Raw genomic sequence first — 16926 nt, forward strand, 5'->3', positions numbered from 1 at the left:
TGCCTTCCTTCAGATTCGCGGCGTGTTGGTGTAGCCGGCAGCCGCGATGGCCGCCGACAGCCGCGCCGGGTCGGCCGTGCTGGCCACCTGCACGCCATGCGAAGCGAGGTCGGCATGAACCTTCGCGGCGGGGTCAACGGACTGCACGGCCTGCGTGACGGTCAGCACGCAATGGCCGCAGGTCATGTCGGGAATGTCGAAGTGCTGCATCGTCGTCTCCTGTCGCAGCGTGGAGGGAGACGCTTCTGTGGTTCCTCCCACGTTGGGAGGGTCAAGCGGTCTTTGTTGCCTGCCTGGAAGCGATCTCGACGGCCCGCCGGATCAGCGTCACGCCCTCGCGCATGCGTTCCGGCGCGGTGCCGGCGAAACCGAGCACCAAGCCACGCTGCGCGGCGCCGAGGAAGGAGCCCGAGAGCGGCGGCGTCTGCAGGCCGATGCGCCGCGCCGCGCCATAGATCGCCACGTCGTCCAGCGCCTGTTCACGAAAGTGCGTGGCGAGGTGAAGGCCGGCCTGCGGCCCCTCGGCCTCCCACGCCAGAAGGTCGGCCGCACCTGCCGCGAGCGCGGCAAGCAGCGCCTCCCGCCTAGCCGCGTAGAGCACGCGCATGCGCCGCAGATGCTGCGCCAGATGTCCTTCCGCGATGAAGGTGGCAAGGATGGCCTGCTCCGGTCCGGCCGATTGCCGGTCGGTCAGCGCGCGTGCCGTTGCGAAGGCCTCGGCTAGCGCGCGAGGCACGACGACGTATCCGAGGCGCAACCCGGGCGCGAGCACCTTGGCGAAGGTTCCGACGTAGATGACGCGGGCCGCACCGGGCCGCGGCAATGCGCGCAGCGGCTGCAGTGGGCGGCCCGCGTAGCGGAAGTCGCCGTCGTAATCGTCTTCCAGGATCCAGGCGCCGGTGCGCTCCGCCCAGTCCAGCAGCGCGAGGCGCCGCCGCAGGCTCATGGTCACGCCGAGCGGATACTGGTGTGAGGGCGTGACCAGCGCGAGCCGGGCATGCGGGGCTACCGCCTCGCCGGCGCCGACATCCAGCCCCTCCGCGTCCACCGGCACCGGCACCAGACGCGCGCCGTTCGCGGCCAGCGCGCTTCGCCCGCTGACATAGGCCGGGTCCTCGACCCAGGCCTGGTCGCCGGGGTCGAGGAGCAGCCGCGCCGCGAGCGCGATCCCCTGCTGCGAGCCCGAGGTGATCAGCACCTCCTCGGCCGTGCAGGCGAGTCCGCGCGCGGCCCCAAGATGCGCGGCGACCGCCTCACGCAGCGGCAGGTGACCCGCCGGCTCCATGTAGCCGAGCAGATCCGCGGTTGGCCGGTCGCGCCAGAGCTGCGCCGAAAGGCGCCCCCATACCTCGGCCGGGAAGGCGTCGAAGGCAGGCAGGCCTGGCGAAAGCAGCCCGGGGCCGCGGCGCGCGGGGGTGATCGGCAGCGCGGCTATCCCGCGCCCTCGGGCCGAGAGGCTGCCGGTCGGCGCCTCGAGCGCCACGACAGCGGCAGGGCGACCGATCTGCAGCAGCGCCTCTGGCAGCAGGGCGGGCACGAACATGCCCGCCCCGGCGCGGCCCTCGGCATAGCCTTCCGCGACCAGGCGCTCATAGGCGAGCACCGCTGTCTGGCGCGACACGCCGGCCTCCGCGGCCAGGGCGCGCGTGGAGGGCAGCTGCGCGCCAGGCTTCAGGCGGCCGTCCAGCACCGCGCCACGGAAATGCGCCGCAAGCTGCTCCTGCAGCGGCGCGCCGCTGTCGTGGTCGGGGGCGAAGGATCCCCAGAGCGGCGGGGCCTGGCGTCTCGGCATGGCGAACTGGACCGATCGGTTTCGCGGAACCGGTCATAGGGCATCGGTCCGCGTCGGCGTAGCGAAACAGCGCGCCAACGCACCGAGGAACCCCGCCATGTATGTCCATCCCGCCTTCCGGACCGCCACCGCCGATGCGCTGGCGATGCTCGGCGCGCGCGGCTTCGGCTTGCTGGTGATCGCCGATCACGCTGGCGTGCCGCACGCCGTGCACATCCCCTTCCTGGCGGAGCAGCGGGACGACGGTTTGCGCATCGAGTTGCATGTCGCGCGCGCGAACCCGATCCACGGGCTGGTCGGCGAGGAGGGCCGGCCCGCGCTGCTCGCGGTGCAGGGGCCCGACAGCTATCTCTCGCCCGACTGGTACGGCGTGCCGAACCAGGTGCCGACCTGGACCTACACCGCCGTTCATCTCGCCGGCATGGCACGTCCGCTGCCCGCGGAGGCGATCCCTGGGCATTTGGAACGCCTCTCCGCTGCCTTCGAGACCCGGCTGGCGCCGAAGGCGCCGTGGCGGATGGCGAAGGTCGAGCCGAACGGTCTGGCGTCGATGATGCGCGCCATCGTCGGCATCGAAGTGTTGGTGCCGGCCGAGGGCATCCAGGCCCAGCGCAAGCTGATCCAGCACAAGGGCGAGACCGAGCATCGCGGGGCCATTGCCGGCCTCTCGGCGCAGTCCGACGCGGGCGCGCACGCCATCGCGGCGCTGATGACCAAGGACCTCGCCGAAAAGACCGCTTGACCCTCCCAGGTTGGGAGACCGGCTGGTCGCGCCATCGATGAACTTCGGAGGAGTCACAGGACATGCCCCGCCTTCTGCCCCTTGCCCTTGCCGCGGCGGTCGCCGCCGGCGGGGCCTTCGCCTGGCATCAGGCTGGCCGCCCCGCGCAGGCCGACATGCCGCCCACCGCGCCGCCGCCCATGCCTGTACCTGTCGCGCCCGTGCTGGTGCGCGAACTCGCCGAGACAGCTGAGTTCACCGGCTTCCTGCATCCCGCGCGCAGCGTCGAGTTGCGCCCGCGCGTCGGCGGCATGATCGAGGCGGTCGAAGTGCCGGAAGGCGGGCTGGTGCACGCCGGGCAGGTACTCTTCCGCCTGGACCAGCGGCTCTATCGCGCAGCGCTCGCCCGCGCCGAGGCGGCGCTGGCCGAGGCACGCGAGCGCCACGCACTTGCCGGCCGCCAGCATGCGCGTACCCGCAGCCTGGCGGGCGAGGGCTATGCCCCGCGCGAGCGGCTCGAACAGCAGGCGGCCGAGCGCGAGGCGCTGGCCGCGCAGGTGCAGGCCGCAGAGGCCGCGGTCGTCAGCGCGCGGCTCGATCTCGACTTCACCGTGATCACCGCGCCGATCGCCGGCCGCATCGGCCGGGCGGTCGTGACCGAAGGCAATCTGGTGGCGGCCGGGGAGACGCTGCTCGCCGGCATCGTGTCGGTGGATCCGATGCATGTGCTGTTCGACGTGGATGAGCCGACCTATCTGCACCTGCTTGGCGCCGCGGCGGAGGCCACCGACGCGCCGATGAAGGTTGAGGTGGCCCTGACCGGCGAGAATGGCTTCCCGCGCCGCGGCCGGCTCGACTTCCTCGACAACCAAGCCGACCGCGCCACCGGCACGGCGCGCCTGCGCGCGGTGCTGCCTAATGCGGACGGCAGGCTTGCGCCTGGCCTCTTCGCGCGCGTGCGCGTGCCCCTGTCGGCGCCACGCCCCACCATGCTGGTGGCGGAGGCCGCGATCGGCGCGGCGCAGGGCGGGCGTTACGTGCTTGTCGCCGCGCCGGAGGGCATCGCCGCCTTCCGCCCGGTCCGCCTCGGGCCCTCTGCGGGAGAGGGCCTGCGCGTCGTGCGCGAGGGCCTCGCGCCGGGCGAGAGCGTAGTGGCGCGCGGCATGGTCCGGCCCGGCACGCGCATCGCGCCGCTGCCCGCCTCTGTGGCCTCCAACTCCGAGGAACCCCGGTCATGAACGCGATACCGCGCTTCTTCGTGGAGCGGCCCATCTTTGCGGTCGTGCTCTCTGTCCTGATGCTGGTCGCCGGTGGCCTCGCGCTGCTGCGCCTGCCGCTGTCCGAATATCCCGCCGTCACACCGCCGACCGTGCAGGTCGTCGCGCAGTTTCCCGGCGCCTCGCCGCGTGAGCTGGCCGAGACCGTCGCCGCGCCGATCGAGCAGGAGGTGAACGGCGTCGAGGGCATGCTCTACATGACCTCGCAGTCGGTAGACGGGCAGGTGACGCTCGCCATCAGCTTCGCGCACGGCACCGACCCCGACCTTGCCCAGATCCGCGTGCAGAACCGCGTCCAACGAGCCCTGCCGCGGCTGCCGGAGGAGGTGCAGCGCCAGGGCGTGGCGGCGCGTAAGGTCTCGCCCGACATGCTGATGGTGGTGCACCTGGTCTCGCCCGACGGTCGCTTCGACGCGCTGCACCTCGCGAATTTCGCGACGCTGCAGGTGCGCGACCGGCTGCAGCGCATCCCGGGCGTGGGCGAGGTGAATGTCTGGGGCGCCGGCGACTACGCGATGCGCATCTGGCTCGACCCGGAGCGGATGGCCGCGCGCGGCCTGACCGCGGCGGAAGTGATGCGCGCGGTGCGCGCGCAGAACCTGCAGGTCGCCGCCGGCGCGGTCGGCCGCCAGCCGGGCGCCGGCATGGCGCCGCAGGTCGCGCTCGATCTCCGCGGCCGCCTGGCGGAACCGGAGGAGTTCGCCGCCATCGTGCTCAGGACCGGCGCGGAGGGCCGCATGGTCCGGCTCGGCGACGTGGCGCGGGTGGAACTGGGCGCGGAGGGCTATGCGCTGCGCTCCCTGCTGGACGGCGAACCGGCCGCCGCGCTGCAGATCATCCAGGCGCCGGAGGCGAACGCCCTCGACGTGGCGGCCGCCGTGCGGCGCACCATGGCGGAGATGAGCGCGGAGTTCCCGCAGGGAATCGAGCAGCGCATCGCCTACGACCCGACGATCTTCGTCCGCGCCTCCATCTCGGCCGTGCTGGTCACGCTGCTGGAAGCGGTGGCACTGGTGGTGCTGGTGGTGGTGCTGTTCCTGCAGGACTGGCGATCCTCGATCATCCCGCTGGTCGCTGTGCCGGTCTCGCTGGTCGGCACGCTCGCGGTGATGCTGGCGCTGGGCTACTCGCTCAACACGCTCTCGCTGTTCGGGCTCGTGCTGGCGATCGGCATCGTCGTGGACGACGCGATCGTGGTGGTGGAGAACGTGGAGCGCCACATGGCCGGCGGCCTCGCGCCCAAGGATGCCGCACGCCGCGCGATGGAGGAGGTGACCGGGCCGATTGTCGCGATCACCTCCGTCCTCGCCGCGGTCTTCGTCCCCGCCTCCTTCCTGTCGGGCCTTCAGGGCGAGTTCTACCGGCAATTCGCGGTGACCATCGCGGTCTCCACCGTACTGTCGGCCGTCAATTCCCTGACACTGAGCCCGGCGCTGGCCGGCGTGCTGCTCAAGCCGCATGCGGGGCCGCGGAGTGGGCTGCTCGGCTGGTTCTTCCGGCAGTTCAACCGCGGCTTCGACGCGACCGCGAGCGCCTATGCCGGCTTCGTCAGGCGGTCCGCGCGCGTGGGCGTGGTGGCGCTCGCGCTCTACGCCGGCGTCCTCGGCCTCGGCTGGCAGGGGTTTCAGCTCGTGCCGACCGGCTTCGTGCCGCAGCAAGACAAGTACTACCTCGTCGGCATCGCGATGCTGCCCGCCGGCACCTCCATCGAGCGGTCGGAGGCGGTGGCGCGGCAGATGTCGCGCATCATGCTCGACGAGCCTGGCGTGGAGAGCGTCGTCGCCTTCCCTGGCCTGTCGATCGACGGCTTTGTCACGCTGCCGAACGCGGCCGTGGTTTTCACCATGCTGGACCCGTTCGAGCAGCGGCGCACACCGGAGCTTTCGGCGGCCGCCATCGCGCAGCGGCTGCAGGCGAAGTTGTTCGGCATCCAGGAGGGGCTGGCGCTGGTCTTCCCGCCGCCACCCGTTCCGGGGCTCGGCGCGGTGGGCGGGTTCAAGCTGCAGGTGCAGGACCGCGTGGGCCTGGGCCTGGAGGCGCTGGCCGAGGCGACGCAGAAGCTGGTCGCAGCGGCGGCAGCGCGCCCGGAACTCGCCGGCGTCATGTCGAGCTTCCACGTCTCCGCCCCGCAGCTTCGGGTGGAGCTGGATCGTGACCGCGCGCTGGCGACAGGCGTCGCGCCGGCCGATGTCGCGCAGGCGCTACAGCTGGCGATGGGGTCGCTCTACGTAAACGACTTCCAACGCCAGGGTCGCACGTATCGCGTGATCGCGCAGGCCGATGCCGCCTTCCGCCTACGGGAGGAGGACCTGGCACGGCTGCGTGTGCGCAGCGCATCCGGCGCCATGGTGCCGCTCGCCTCGCTGGTGACGGTGCAGCCCTCGACCGGGCCGGACCGCGTCGTGCGCCACAACGGCTACGCCTCGGCCGAGGTCGGTGGCGCGCCGGCGCCGGGCTACGGCTCCGGTCAGGCGCAGGCGGCCATGGAGGCGCTAGCGCGCGAGGTGCTGCCACCGGGCATGGCGGTTGAGTGGACGGAACTGGCGCTGCAGGAGCGGTTGGCGGGCAATGCGGCGGCCTATGTCTTCCCCATCGCGGTGCTGCTCGCCTTCCTCATCCTGGCCGCGCAGTATGGCAGCTGGTCGCTGCCGCTGGCGGTGCTGCCCGTCGCGCCGCTCGCGGTGGTCAGCGCGCTGGCAGGCGTGCTGGCGACGGGCGGAGACAGCAACGTGTTCACCCAGATCGCCTGGCTGGTGCTGGTCGGGCTGGCGGCGAAGAACGCGATCCTCGTGGTCGAGTTTGCGCATGAGCGGGAATTGGCCGGCGCCGATCCGCTGGCCGCAGTGATCGAGGCGGTGCGGCTTCGGCTACGGCCCATCCTGATGACCTCGATTGCCTTCGTCGCCGGCGCGGTGCCACTTGCGATCGCGACGGGCGCCGGGGCGGAGATGCGCCGCGCGATGGGCATCGCCGTCGCCTCGGGCATGGCGGGCGTGACGCTGCTTGGGCTGGTGTTCACGCCGGTGTTCTACCTCCTCCTGCGCAGGCTGGCGCAGCGGCGGGACCAGCCACCCGTTGCGCGAATGGCGGAGGCGTGACGATGCGGCCCGGCACGCGCAACGCGGACCTGCTGCTGACCAGCCTGGCTCCGGCGGTCTGGGGCAGCACCTACATCGTCACGACCGAAATGCTCGCCGGCTGGGATCCGCTGGTCGTGGCGCTGTTGCGCGCCTTGCCAGCGGGGCTGCTGCTTCTGGTGCTGGTGCGGCAACTGCCGCAGGGCATCTGGTGGGCGCGCAGCGCGCTGCTGGGCGCGCTGAACTTCTCGGTCTTCTGGGTGCTGCTCTTCGTCTCGGCGTATCGGCTTCCGGGGGGGGTCGCGGCGACCGTGGGCGCGATCCAGCCCTTGATCGTTGTGCTGCTGTCGCGCGCCGTGCTGGGTACACCGATCCGTGCGCTGGCGGTGTTGGCGGCATTCGGTGGCATCGCCGGGGTCGCGATGCTGGTGCTGGCGCCGGGGGCCAGGCTGGATCCGCTCGGCGTCGCTGCCGGGCTGGGAGGCGCTGTCTCGATGGCCTTCGGCACGGTGCTGACGCGGCGCTGGCAGCCGCCGGTGCCGGCGCTGACCTTTACCGCCTGGCAACTCGCGGCCGGTGGCGCACTGCTGCTTCCCGTGGTGCTCTGGCTGCAGCCGCCGCTGCCGGCCGTGAGCGGGTTCAATCTGCTCGGTCTCGCCTGGCTCGGCCTGGTCGGCGCTGCGCTGACCTACATCCTCTGGTTCCGCGGCATCGCACGGCTCGGGCCGAACGCGGCCGCACCGCTCGCGCTGCTGAGCCCCGTGGCCGCGGTGCTGCTCGGCTGGCTGGCGCTGGGACAGATGCTGTCGTCTGTGCAGCTTCTTGGCATGGCAGCCGTGATCGGCAGCATCAGCCTCGGCCAAATCGCCGGGGCGCGGCACGCCCGGGACACTGCCGATCGGCCACAGCGCCGAAGCGTGTCGGACCAGCATCGGTCAGGGTGATCCTGATCGCGACCAGCCCTGCGCGCGGCTTTCGCGGTTGGGCAATACGGTGAAAGAGGTCGTTCCAATGCGAGGCGGACATACTTTGTCATGATCCGGTGCGGTGCCGTCGCACTGCTCACGGCAAGAAGAGGGTTCTGAGGAGCATTCCATGCCCCGTTATCCTGCTTTGCGCCGGCTGCCGGCCTTGCTGCGACTTGCTGCCCTCGTTCCGCTCGCCGTGCTTCTCCTCGTCCGGCCCGCCGCCGCGCATGAAGGGCATGACCACGGCGCCGCGCCCGAGCCGGTGGCGGCCGCTCTCCCGCGCGCCGAGGCCCACAGCGACCTGTTCGAGGTCGTCGCCATCCTGCAACCGGGCGGCGCGCTCACCCTCACCCTCGATCGTTACGCCGACAACAGCCCCCTCGATGGCGCCGTCACCCTGACCCTGGACGGCCAGGAGGTGGCCGCCGAGCGCCAGGGCATCGGGCTCTTCGTGGCGCGGCATCCGCTGCTCGAACGGCCCGGTCGGCTCGATCTGGTCTTCACCGTCACCGTCGGGGAGGACATGGACCTGCTGACCGCGACGCTGGACGTGCCTGCGCCGGCGGTGGCGTCCGGAACCGTGGTCGAAGCCCTCGCCCTGCTCCGGAACAGCGTCGTCCAGATCGGCATCGGGTTGGGCCTGCTCGTGCTCGGCCTTCTGTTGGGGCGGGCCTCCGTCCGCCGCCCCCTGCCGCCGATGGTCGATGAGCCACCAGCCATCCGTCCGGTGGAGGCCCTGCCGTCCGGCAAGCGGCGCGCCGCTGCAGCGCTGATCGTCGCGCTGACCGCCGGCGGACCGGCAGGCGCTCAGCAGGCGCTGGTCACCGGGGAGGCGCCACGCCGCCTGCAGGACGGTGCCATCTTCGTGCCGAAGCCGTCGCAGCGGCTGCTCGGCGTGCGGACCCTGCTGACCGAGCATGGCGAGGCCTCGGCCGCGCTGCGCATGATCGGCACCTTGGTGCCCGACCCGAACGCCTCGGGCCGCGTGCAGCCGAGCCAGAACGGGCGGCTGGAGCCGGGCGATGCCGGCTTTCCCACGCTCGGCCAGCGCGTCGAGCGCGGGCAGGTGCTCGCCTATGTCACGCCTACCTACAGCGCCGCCGAGCGCGGCAGCCTCATCCAGAATGCCGCCGAACTCGACGCGCAGATCACCATCCTGGAGGCACGGGTCCGCCGACTGACCACTCTTCGCGGGACGGTCGCGGAGCGGGAGATCCAGGACGCCCAGGCCGAGCTTGCAGGCGCACGGCAGCGACGCACGGCGATCCAGCCAGCGCTTTCGGGACGCGAGCCCCTTGTCGCGCCCGTCGCGGGCATCGTCTCGACCGTTCGCGGGGCGGTCGGCCAGCTCGTGGACAGCGCCACCACCGTCGTCGAGATCGTCGATCCGAGCCGCCTCTGGGTGGAGGCGCTGGCCTTCGACCGCGCGGCGCTGGAGCGCATCACCGGCGCGAGCGCCACCTTGCCCGATGGTCGCGTCCTCGACCTGGTCTTCATGGGCCGGGGGCTGACCGTCCGGCAGCAGGCGGTGCCGGTGAACTTCCGGGTGAACGACCCGCCACAGGATGCGCCGATCGGCATCTCGGTTCTCGTGACGCTCCGCACGGCCCGTGCCGTGCAGGGCATCGTGCTGCCAGCCGACGCGGTGGTGCGCAGCGCCGAGGGGCCGCCTGTGGTCTTCGAGCACGCGACCGCGGAGCGCTTCGTGCCCCGCCAAGTGCGCGTGCAGCCGCTGGACGGCACGCGCGTGGTGGTGACGGCCGGGCTAGACGCTGGGCAGCGCGTGGTGGTGCAGGGCGCGGCGCTGATCGCCCAGGTGCGCTGAACTATGTTGTTCAACGCCATCGTCAGCTTCTCGTTGCGCAACAGGCTCTTTGTGCTGGTCGCCGCGCTGCTTGTCAGCCTCTACGGCCTCTTCACCCTCTCGCGCATGCCGGTCGATGTCTTCCCGGACCTGAACAAGCCCACCGTCACGCTGATGACCGAGGCCGAGGGCTTCGCGCCGGAGGAGGTCGAGCAGCTCGTCTCCTTTCCCATCGAGACGGCGGTGAACGGCCTGCCCGGCGTGACCCGCGTGCGCTCCGTCTCCTCGGTCGGGCTGTCGATCGTTTTCGTCGAGTTCGACTGGGGCGCCGATATCTGGCGCGCGCGCCAGCAGGTGAGCGAACGCCTCGGCCAGATCCAGGCGCAGCTGCCTCCCCGCGTGCTGCCCGCCATGGCGCCGGTCTCCTCCATCATGGGGGAGATCATGCTGGTGGCGATGACCGCGCCGACGGATGGCTCCGTCGGCCCGATGGAGCTGCGCGACATTGCCGATTGGGTGATGCGCCCGCGGCTGCTGACGATCCCGGGCATATCCCAGGTCATCCCGATCGGCGGGGAGGTGCGGCAGTTCCGCGTCATGCCGGATCTCGACCGGCTGCACGCGCTGGACCTGACGAATGAGCAGCTCATCACCGCGCTGCGCCAGTTCGGCGGTAATGCCGGCGGCGGCTATGTGGACCAGGCGGGGCGCGAGTTCCTGATCCGCAACATCGGCCGCACCACCTCGCTGGAAGACCTGCGAAGCGCCACGGTCGGCTTCCGGGAGGGCCAGCCGATCGCGCTGCGGCAGGTGGCGCGCGTCGAATACGGCCCGCGCTTCAAGCGCGGCGAAGCGGGCGTGGACGGCCAGCCGGCAGTGATCCTTGCGATCGCCAAGCAGCCCGGCGCCGACACGATCCGCCTCACGCGCGCCGTGGAAGCGGCGCTGGCGGAGTTGCAGGCCGGCATGCCGCGCGGCGTGGTGGCTGACCGGATCAAGTTCCGCCAGGCGGACTTCATCGCGCAGTCCATCGCCAACCTGCAGCAGGTGCTGGCCGAGGCCTTCATCGTCGTAGCGATCGTGCTCTTCGCCTTTCTGCTGAACACGCGCAGCACCTTCATCTCGCTCACGGCGATCCCGCTCTCCATCCTGCTGACGGCGATCGTCTTCGCCGCCTTTGGGCTGTCCATCAACACCATGACGCTGGGCGGCCTCGCCATCGCAGTAGGCGAGCTGGTGGATGATGCGGTGGTGGATGTCGAGAACATCCTGCGGCGCCTTAAGGAGAACGCCGCGCGCGCGGTGCCGGAGCCGGTGATGCGGGTGGTGATCGCGGCCAGCGCCGAGGTCCGCTCCGGCATCGTCTACGCTACGCTGATCATCGTGCTGGTCTTCCTGCCGCTCTTCGCACTGACGGGAATCGAGGGTCGGCTCTTCGCGCCGCTCGGCATCGCCTACATCGTCTCGATCCTCTGCTCCCTGCTTGTGGCCGTCACCGTCACGCCGGTTCTGTCCTATTGGCTGCTGCCTGGAATGCGGCGCATGCATGCTGGTGATGGGGCGCTGGTGCGGCGGCTCAAGGTGGGGCAGGACTGGCTGCTGCGCTGGGCTTTCGCGCACCGTTCCATGGTGTTCGGCCTCGCGTTCGGTGGCGTGGCCATCGCCGCCGTCAGCGTTCCTTTCCTGCCTCGCGCCTTCCTGCCGCCCTTCAACGAGGGCACACTCGTCATCAATGTCACCTACCAGCCGGGCATCTCGCTGGCGGAATCGGATGCGCTCGGCCGGATCGCGGAGCGCCTGCTGATGCAGATCCCCGAGGTGAAGGGTGTCGGCCGCCGCACTGGCCGCGCGGAGCTCGATGAGCATGCTGAGGGCGTGCATTCATCGGAGCTTGACCTCGACCTGCGCGAGGGCGGGCGTCCGCGCGCCGAGGTGCTGGCCGATATCCGCGCGCGGCTCGCTTCCCTGCCGGCGGCGGTCAATATCGGCCAGCCCATCAGCCACCGGCTGGACCATATGCTGTCCGGCGTCAGGGCACAGATCGCCCTCAAGATCTTTGGCGACGATCTCGACACGCTGCGCACGCTCGCGGAGACGCTGCGCGGCAGGCTGGCGGAGAACGTGCCAGGCCTGACCGACCTGCAGCTCGAGCGCCAGGTGCGTATCCCGCAGCTGCGGATCGCGGTGGACCATGAGCGCGCCGGGCTCTACGGCGTTTCCGCCGCGGCGCTGACGGAGACGCTGGAGTCCCTGACCGGCGGCACGGTCGTGAGCCAGATCCTGGACGGTGCGCGCCGGTTCGACGTGGTGCTGCGCCTCGCCGACGAGGATCGCACCACCGCGCGCCTTGCCGAGGCACTGGTGCCGACGCCGCATGGCCGCGTGCCGCTCGGACTGCTCGCGCGCGTCGAGGAAGGCGACGGCCCGAACCAGATCCTGCGGGAGGGCGCGCGGCGCCGCATCGTGGTGCTCGCCAACACGACGCCGGATGCCGATATGGCGCAGCTGATCGCGGGCATCCGCGCGGAACTCGGACGTATGCCGATGCCCACGGGTTACACCACCGCGTTGGAAGGCACCTTCCAGGCGCAGGAGGAGGCGATGCGCACCATTGCGGTCCTCGCCCTGATTTCGCTCGGCCTGATCTTCGTCGTGCTCTATTCGCGCTACCGCTCGGCCATGCTGGCGGCGATCATCATGGGCAACGTGCCGCTCGCGCTGATCGGCGCGGTCGCGGCGATCTGGATCGCCGGGCAGCCGCTCTCGGTCGCGACGCTGGTCGGCTTCGTGACGCTCACCGGGATCACGACGCGCAACGGCATCCTGAAGGTCAGCCATTATCTCAATCTGTTGCTGCACGAGGGCGAGCGTTGGGGGCTGGCAGTGGTCCTGCGCGGTTCCGCCGAGCGGCTGACACCGGTGCTGATGACGGCCCTCTCGGCCGGCTTGGCGTTGATCCCACTCGCGATCGGCGCCGATGCGCCAGGCAAGGAGATCCTGCACCCGGTCGCCATCACCATCCTGGGCGGCCTTGTCAGCGCCACGCTTCTCGACACGCTCGTGACGCCGCTCCTGTTCCACCGCTTCGGCCGCCCGGCCCTGGAACGCCTGCGCGCGGAGGCGGAGGTACGGCGTGCTGGCGGGGCGCTCGCCCCCGAGACATTCTGAGCCCGGGAGACTCCGATGCCGACCAGGCGCACCCTGATCATCGTCACACTGCTTGCCCTGCCGACCCTGGCGCACCCGGCCTTTGCGCACGGTCCGTCGCGCGGCCCGAACGGCGGCCAGATGCAGGACATCGGCAGCTACCACGGGGAACTGCTGGCGCAGGACGGGCGGCTGACCTTCTTCCTGTTCGATGCAAATGACCGGCCGCTCTCCGCGAACGGCGCGACGGCGACGGCCATCGTGCTGGCCGGGGGGCGGCAGCAGACACTGACCTTTGCGCCGAGGCCCGATGGTACCGCGCTGGTCGCCAGCGGGGAGTTCCGCGCCGAACCCAGCCTGCGCGTCGTCGTGCAGCTCGTGCCTGCTGCCGGGCAGCCCCGCATCCAGGCGCGCTACGCGCCCGTCGAAGCGGTCAGATGACCGATACGGCGGAACGTCGCCTGCTCGACCCTGAGGCGCACATCCTCGTCGTCGAGGATGATGGCGAGATGCGCAACCTCGTCGCGCGCCTGCTGCGAGAATCGGCGTTTCGCGTCTCCGCAGCTCGCGACGGGCGCGAGATGTGGGAGTTGTTGGACAGCCCGGCCAGCCAGCCGGACCTCATCCTGCTTGACGTGATGCTGCCGGGCGCCTCCGGTCTCGACCTGCTCCGCCGCCTGCGGGAGCGGTCGCGCGTTCCAGTACTGATGTTGACCGCGCGGGGGGAAGAGATGGACCGCGTGCTGGGTCTCGAGCTCGGCGCCGACGACTATGTGGCGAAGCCTTTTGCGCCGCGCGAACTGGTCGCCCGCGTCCGCGCGCTGCTGCGCCGCGCCGCGCCAGCCGAGGCACAGCCCGACCCGCGGTCGCGACGGCTCGCGTTTGCCGGCTGGGTGCTGGACACCGCGCGGCGGGAACTCACCTCGCCCGAGGGTGTCGCGGTCGATCTCTCCGGGGCCGAGTACGACCTGCTGATGGCTTTCCTGGCGCATCCGCAGCGGGTCCTGTCCCGCGATCAGCTTCTGGAGGTCGCGAAGCGGCGCGTCGGCACGGACCCCTTCGACCGGACCGTGGATGTCCAGGTCAGCCGCCTGCGCCGCAAGATCGAGCCGGAGGACGACAGCCCCTCACTCATCAAGACTGTACGCGGGGCAGGCTATGTGCTTGTGGCGGATGTGACCCGAGCATGAGGTCACTCTGGCCTGCCAGCCTGGCCGGACGCATCACGCTTCTGCTGCTCGGCGGGCTGATGCTGCTGCACGTCGGCAGCATGTGGGTGCACGAACGCGCGCTGCGCGGATCCGAACACGGCGCAAGGCTGGAGCGCATGGCCGACCAGCTCGCGGCGGCGCGCGCGGCGGTCGCGCCGCTGCCCGAGGCGGCGCGCGATGCGGCGGCGCATGCGATCTCGCGACCGGGCCTCGAGATCCATTGGGATCGCGTGGCGCCGCTGCCCGCTACAGCACCGCCCGAGCCCCTCGCAGAGGCCGCAGCACGGCTCGGCCCCGGCGCGCGGATCGGCTGGGATCCGAAGGCTGAGCCGGGCCACCGCGTGCTCGGTGCGCTGCCGGCCGAGGACGGCGGCTGGATCGTCTTCTCGGCGCCCTGGCTCGCCGCCGGCGGAGGAGCGCTCGACCACGGCGCGATTTCGTCGATGGTCGCGATGGCGCTCGGGATCGCCTTGGTATCGATCCTGGTGGTACGCTGGATCACCGGTCCGCTGCGGCGTCTTGCGAGCGCCGCGGACCGCATCGGCCGCGACCCCAGCCCTCGGCCGGTTGCGATGGAAGGGCCAGAGGAGGTGCGCCATGCGGCCGCGGCGTTCAACGCCATGCAGGACCGCATCGCGCGATTGCTGGAGGACCGAACGGAAGCCCTGGCGGCGATGAGCCACGACCTGCGCACGCCTCTGTCCAGGCTACAGCTGCGCGTTGGGTTCCTGCCGGAGGGTGAGGATCGCGCGCGCCTGGAAGCCGACATCGCCGAAATGGAATCGATGATCGCCCGCACCCTCGATTACATCCGCGAGGGCCGAGACGCCGAGCCGGTGCGGCCCGCGGACCTGGCGGCGATCCTGCAGACCCTCGCCTCGGACGCCGCCGACCAGGGGCACGACGTGGTCTATGAGGGGCCAGGGCGCGCTGTGCTGCCGTTGCGGCGCATCGCCGCGAAGCGCGCGCTGTCGAACCTCGTCGACAACGCGCTGCGCCATGGCTGTTCCCCGGTGCGCCTGCGCATCCGCGACGAGGGACCGATGCTCGCCGTCGAGGTGGCGGACGCCGGGGTCGGGATCGCCGAGGCAGACCGCGCCCGTGCCGTGGCGCCCTTCGTGCAGCTTGACCCGGCGCGCAGCGGCTCGGGGGTTGGCCTCGGCCTCGCGATCGCTCAGCGCTTCGCGCAGGCGAGCAACGGCAGCCTGGAACTCGGTGAGTCCCGCGAGGGAGGGCTGCTGGCCAGACTCCTTCTGCCGCGGCAGGCGGGCTGAACGCCGCACTGCGGTGACATACTTTGTCATGCCACAGAGAGGCTCCGCAGCGCCCCCGCGCGCATGTTGATGGGGTGGAGAACACGGAGCTCACCCCATGCGTCGCATGCTTCTGACGGCAACCGCTGCCATCGCGCTGCTTGGCGCTGGGGCCTTGGTGCTGGCTCAGGCCCAGCCGCAGCACGGCCCCGGGCGCGGAATGCCGATGATGCAGGGCCAGGGTATGCCCCAGGCGATGCCGATGATGCAGGGCGATGGGCACGCTGGTCATGCCGCGGCGCCGACACCGGCCAATGCAAGCCCGGCAACGCGTGCCTTCATCGCGGCGAACGAGAAAATGCACCGCGACATGGCGATCAGCTTCTCGGGGAATGCTGACCGCGACTTCGTCGCCGGCATGATTCCGCACCACCAGGGTGCGATAGACATGGCGCGGATCGCGCTGGAGTACGGCAGCGATCCGGAAGTGCGGACGATCGCGGAGGCCGTCATCCGTGAGCAGGAGCGCGAGATCGCGCAGATGCGCGCGATCCTCGCCCGGCTGCCCGCACGATGATGCGCCGCGACCTCCTCGCCACCACTCTTCTGACTGCGGCGGGGCCTGCCCTGGCGCAACGCGGCGAGCGGGTCGAGGTCTGGCTCGATCCGAACTGCGGCTGCGGTCCCCCCTGGATCGCGCATCTGCGGGCGGCGGGCTTCGCCGCCGAGGATCGCGTCGTCGCCTTTGTGGCGACGTTCCGCAGGATGCTGGGTCCTCCGGCCGACCTGCTTTCCTGCCACGCAGCGCGTGTCGCCAGCCTCGGCCTGGAGGGGCACGCGCCCGCGCAGGCGAACCGCCGCCTGCTCGCGGACCGACCGGCCGGCATCGTCGGCCTCGCGGTATCGGCAATGCCCTTGGGCTCACCCGGGATGGAAGTGCCCGGCCGCCAACCCGACATCTACGACGCGATCGCCTGGCGCACCGACGGCACGCACGAACCCTTCATGCGCTTTGTCGGTGCTCAGCCCGCCTGACAACGAAGAAGGAGAAGGTCATGAGGAAGCTCAGCACGTTCACGGCGGCTGGGATCCTTGCGGTCACCCTGGCCGGAATCGCGCTGGCCCAGGCGCCAGCTCCGGGTGGGGCGGCGCCCGATCTCCACCATCCGGGCACCCCGGCCGGTTCGCCGCCGCCAGCGCCGCCGGCCGCGCAACGATCCACGCCAACGCCAGGCATGCCAGCGCCAGGCGGTGGGATGATGGGTGGCGATATGGGTCGCATGATGCAGCAGATGATGCAGGGCCGCATGGCTGCGTCAGCGATGCAGCCCTTCCGCCGGATCGAGGGGCAGCTGGCCTACTTCCGTGCCGAACTGCGGATCACCGACGCCCAGGCGCAGCCATGGAACGCTTTTGCCGATGCCATCCGTGCTCAGGCTGAACGGCTCCGCCAAGCCACGCAGCAGGCGATGGCCGGCGCCGCCGAGCCCGGACCGGCACCGCAGCAGATGGAGCGTCGCATCGCCCTCCTCTCCGCCCATCTTGAGGCGATGCGCGCGGTCGCAGCCGCCGCGACGCCCCTCTACGCGGCGTTGTCGGAAGAGCAGCGGCGCACGGCCGACGAGTTGATGTCCGAACACTTCCGCGGCATGCGGATGGGTATGCGGATGCTGTGA

General features: G+C 71.2%; 15 protein-coding genes. 12 read left to right on the forward strand and 3 right to left on the reverse strand.

The genetic code is table 11. The features are described from left to right. Positions 1-9: 9 nt before the first annotated feature. Together OZN99_RS00320 and pdxR are read right to left on the reverse strand one after the other, a co-directional pair. Complete coding sequence (locus tag OZN99_RS00320; protein WP_270933159.1) at positions 10-210, reverse strand: heavy-metal-associated domain-containing protein; 201 nt, start codon at positions 208-210, stop codon at positions 10-12. 61 nt (positions 211-271) lie between these two features. After that, positions 272-1792 carry a MocR-like pyridoxine biosynthesis transcription factor PdxR gene (pdxR, locus tag OZN99_RS00325; RefSeq protein ID WP_270933160.1) on the reverse strand — a complete coding sequence of 507 codons (1521 nt, stop codon included), beginning with the start codon at positions 1790-1792 and terminating at the stop codon, positions 272-274. On the opposite strand from pdxR, the gene OZN99_RS00330 reads away from it, so the two are divergent. The 8 genes from OZN99_RS00330 to OZN99_RS00365 all read left to right on the forward strand — a co-directional run bounded on the left by OZN99_RS00330 (position 1791) and on the right by OZN99_RS00365 (position 13976). Next, positions 1791-2534, forward strand: a complete 744-nt coding sequence (locus tag OZN99_RS00330) for an FMN-binding negative transcriptional regulator (RefSeq protein ID WP_270933161.1) — start codon at positions 1791-1793, stop codon at positions 2532-2534. The two genes, pdxR and OZN99_RS00330, sit on opposite strands and share 2 nt — an antisense overlap. Positions 2535-2596: 62 nt before the next feature. Then, the gene (locus OZN99_RS00335; RefSeq protein ID WP_270933162.1) at positions 2597-3751 is read left to right on the forward strand and encodes an efflux RND transporter periplasmic adaptor subunit; all 1155 of its coding nucleotides are present in this window, start codon (positions 2597-2599) and stop codon (positions 3749-3751) included. Continuing rightward, positions 3748-6888 (forward strand): efflux RND transporter permease subunit, encoded by a 3141-nt coding sequence (locus tag OZN99_RS00340; RefSeq protein ID WP_270933163.1) that lies wholly within the window; start codon positions 3748-3750, stop codon positions 6886-6888. The genes OZN99_RS00335 and OZN99_RS00340 overlap by 4 nt, the downstream gene beginning before the upstream one ends. 2 nt (positions 6889-6890) lie before the next feature. Beyond that, a complete protein-coding gene (locus OZN99_RS00345) occupies positions 6891-7811 on the forward strand; it encodes an EamA family transporter (protein ID WP_270933164.1) in 921 nt (306 codons plus the stop codon). Positions 7812-7962: 151 nt separating this feature from the next. Then, the gene (locus OZN99_RS00350) at positions 7963-9660 is read left to right on the forward strand and encodes an HlyD family efflux transporter periplasmic adaptor subunit (protein WP_270933165.1); all 1698 of its coding nucleotides are present in this window, start codon (positions 7963-7965) and stop codon (positions 9658-9660) included. A gap of 3 nt (positions 9661-9663) precedes the next feature. After that, the gene (locus OZN99_RS00355) at positions 9664-12807 is read left to right on the forward strand and encodes an efflux RND transporter permease subunit (protein WP_333779708.1); all 3144 of its coding nucleotides are present in this window, start codon (positions 9664-9666) and stop codon (positions 12805-12807) included. Positions 12808-12822: 15 nt separating this feature from the next. Then, positions 12823-13227, forward strand: a complete 405-nt coding sequence (locus OZN99_RS00360; protein WP_270933166.1) for a hypothetical protein — start codon at positions 12823-12825, stop codon at positions 13225-13227. Further along, the gene (locus OZN99_RS00365) at positions 13224-13976 is read left to right on the forward strand and encodes a response regulator (RefSeq protein ID WP_270933167.1); all 753 of its coding nucleotides are present in this window, start codon (positions 13224-13226) and stop codon (positions 13974-13976) included. The genes OZN99_RS00360 and OZN99_RS00365 overlap by 4 nt, the downstream gene beginning before the upstream one ends. A 2-nt stretch (positions 13977-13978) precedes the next feature. On the opposite strand, the gene OZN99_RS00370 is transcribed toward OZN99_RS00365, so the two are convergent. Next, on the reverse strand, positions 13979-14218 hold the full coding sequence (locus tag OZN99_RS00370; protein ID WP_270933168.1) for a hypothetical protein: 240 nt from the start codon (positions 14216-14218) through the stop codon (positions 13979-13981). Between the two features lie 9 nt (positions 14219-14227). Between OZN99_RS00370 and OZN99_RS00375 the strand changes: the two genes are divergently transcribed. From OZN99_RS00375 to OZN99_RS00390, 4 genes are all read left to right on the forward strand, one after another. After that, positions 14228-15271, forward strand: a complete 1044-nt coding sequence (locus OZN99_RS00375) for an ATP-binding protein (protein WP_270933169.1) — start codon at positions 14228-14230, stop codon at positions 15269-15271. A gap of 97 nt (positions 15272-15368) precedes the next feature. Beyond that, positions 15369-15827, forward strand: coding sequence for a CopM family metallochaperone (copM, locus tag OZN99_RS00380; protein WP_270933170.1), 459 nt, complete (start codon positions 15369-15371; stop codon positions 15825-15827). After that, positions 15824-16285 (forward strand): DUF411 domain-containing protein, encoded by a 462-nt coding sequence (locus tag OZN99_RS00385; RefSeq protein ID WP_270933171.1) that lies wholly within the window; start codon positions 15824-15826, stop codon positions 16283-16285. Before copM ends, OZN99_RS00385 begins: the two co-directional genes overlap by 4 nt. 20 nt (positions 16286-16305) lie before the next feature. Then, positions 16306-16926, forward strand: coding sequence for a Spy/CpxP family protein refolding chaperone (locus OZN99_RS00390; RefSeq protein WP_270933172.1), 621 nt, complete (start codon positions 16306-16308; stop codon positions 16924-16926).

Source organism: Falsiroseomonas oryzae (assembly GCF_027856955.1).
GTDB lineage: Bacteria > Pseudomonadota > Alphaproteobacteria > Acetobacterales > Acetobacteraceae > Falsiroseomonas > Falsiroseomonas oryzae.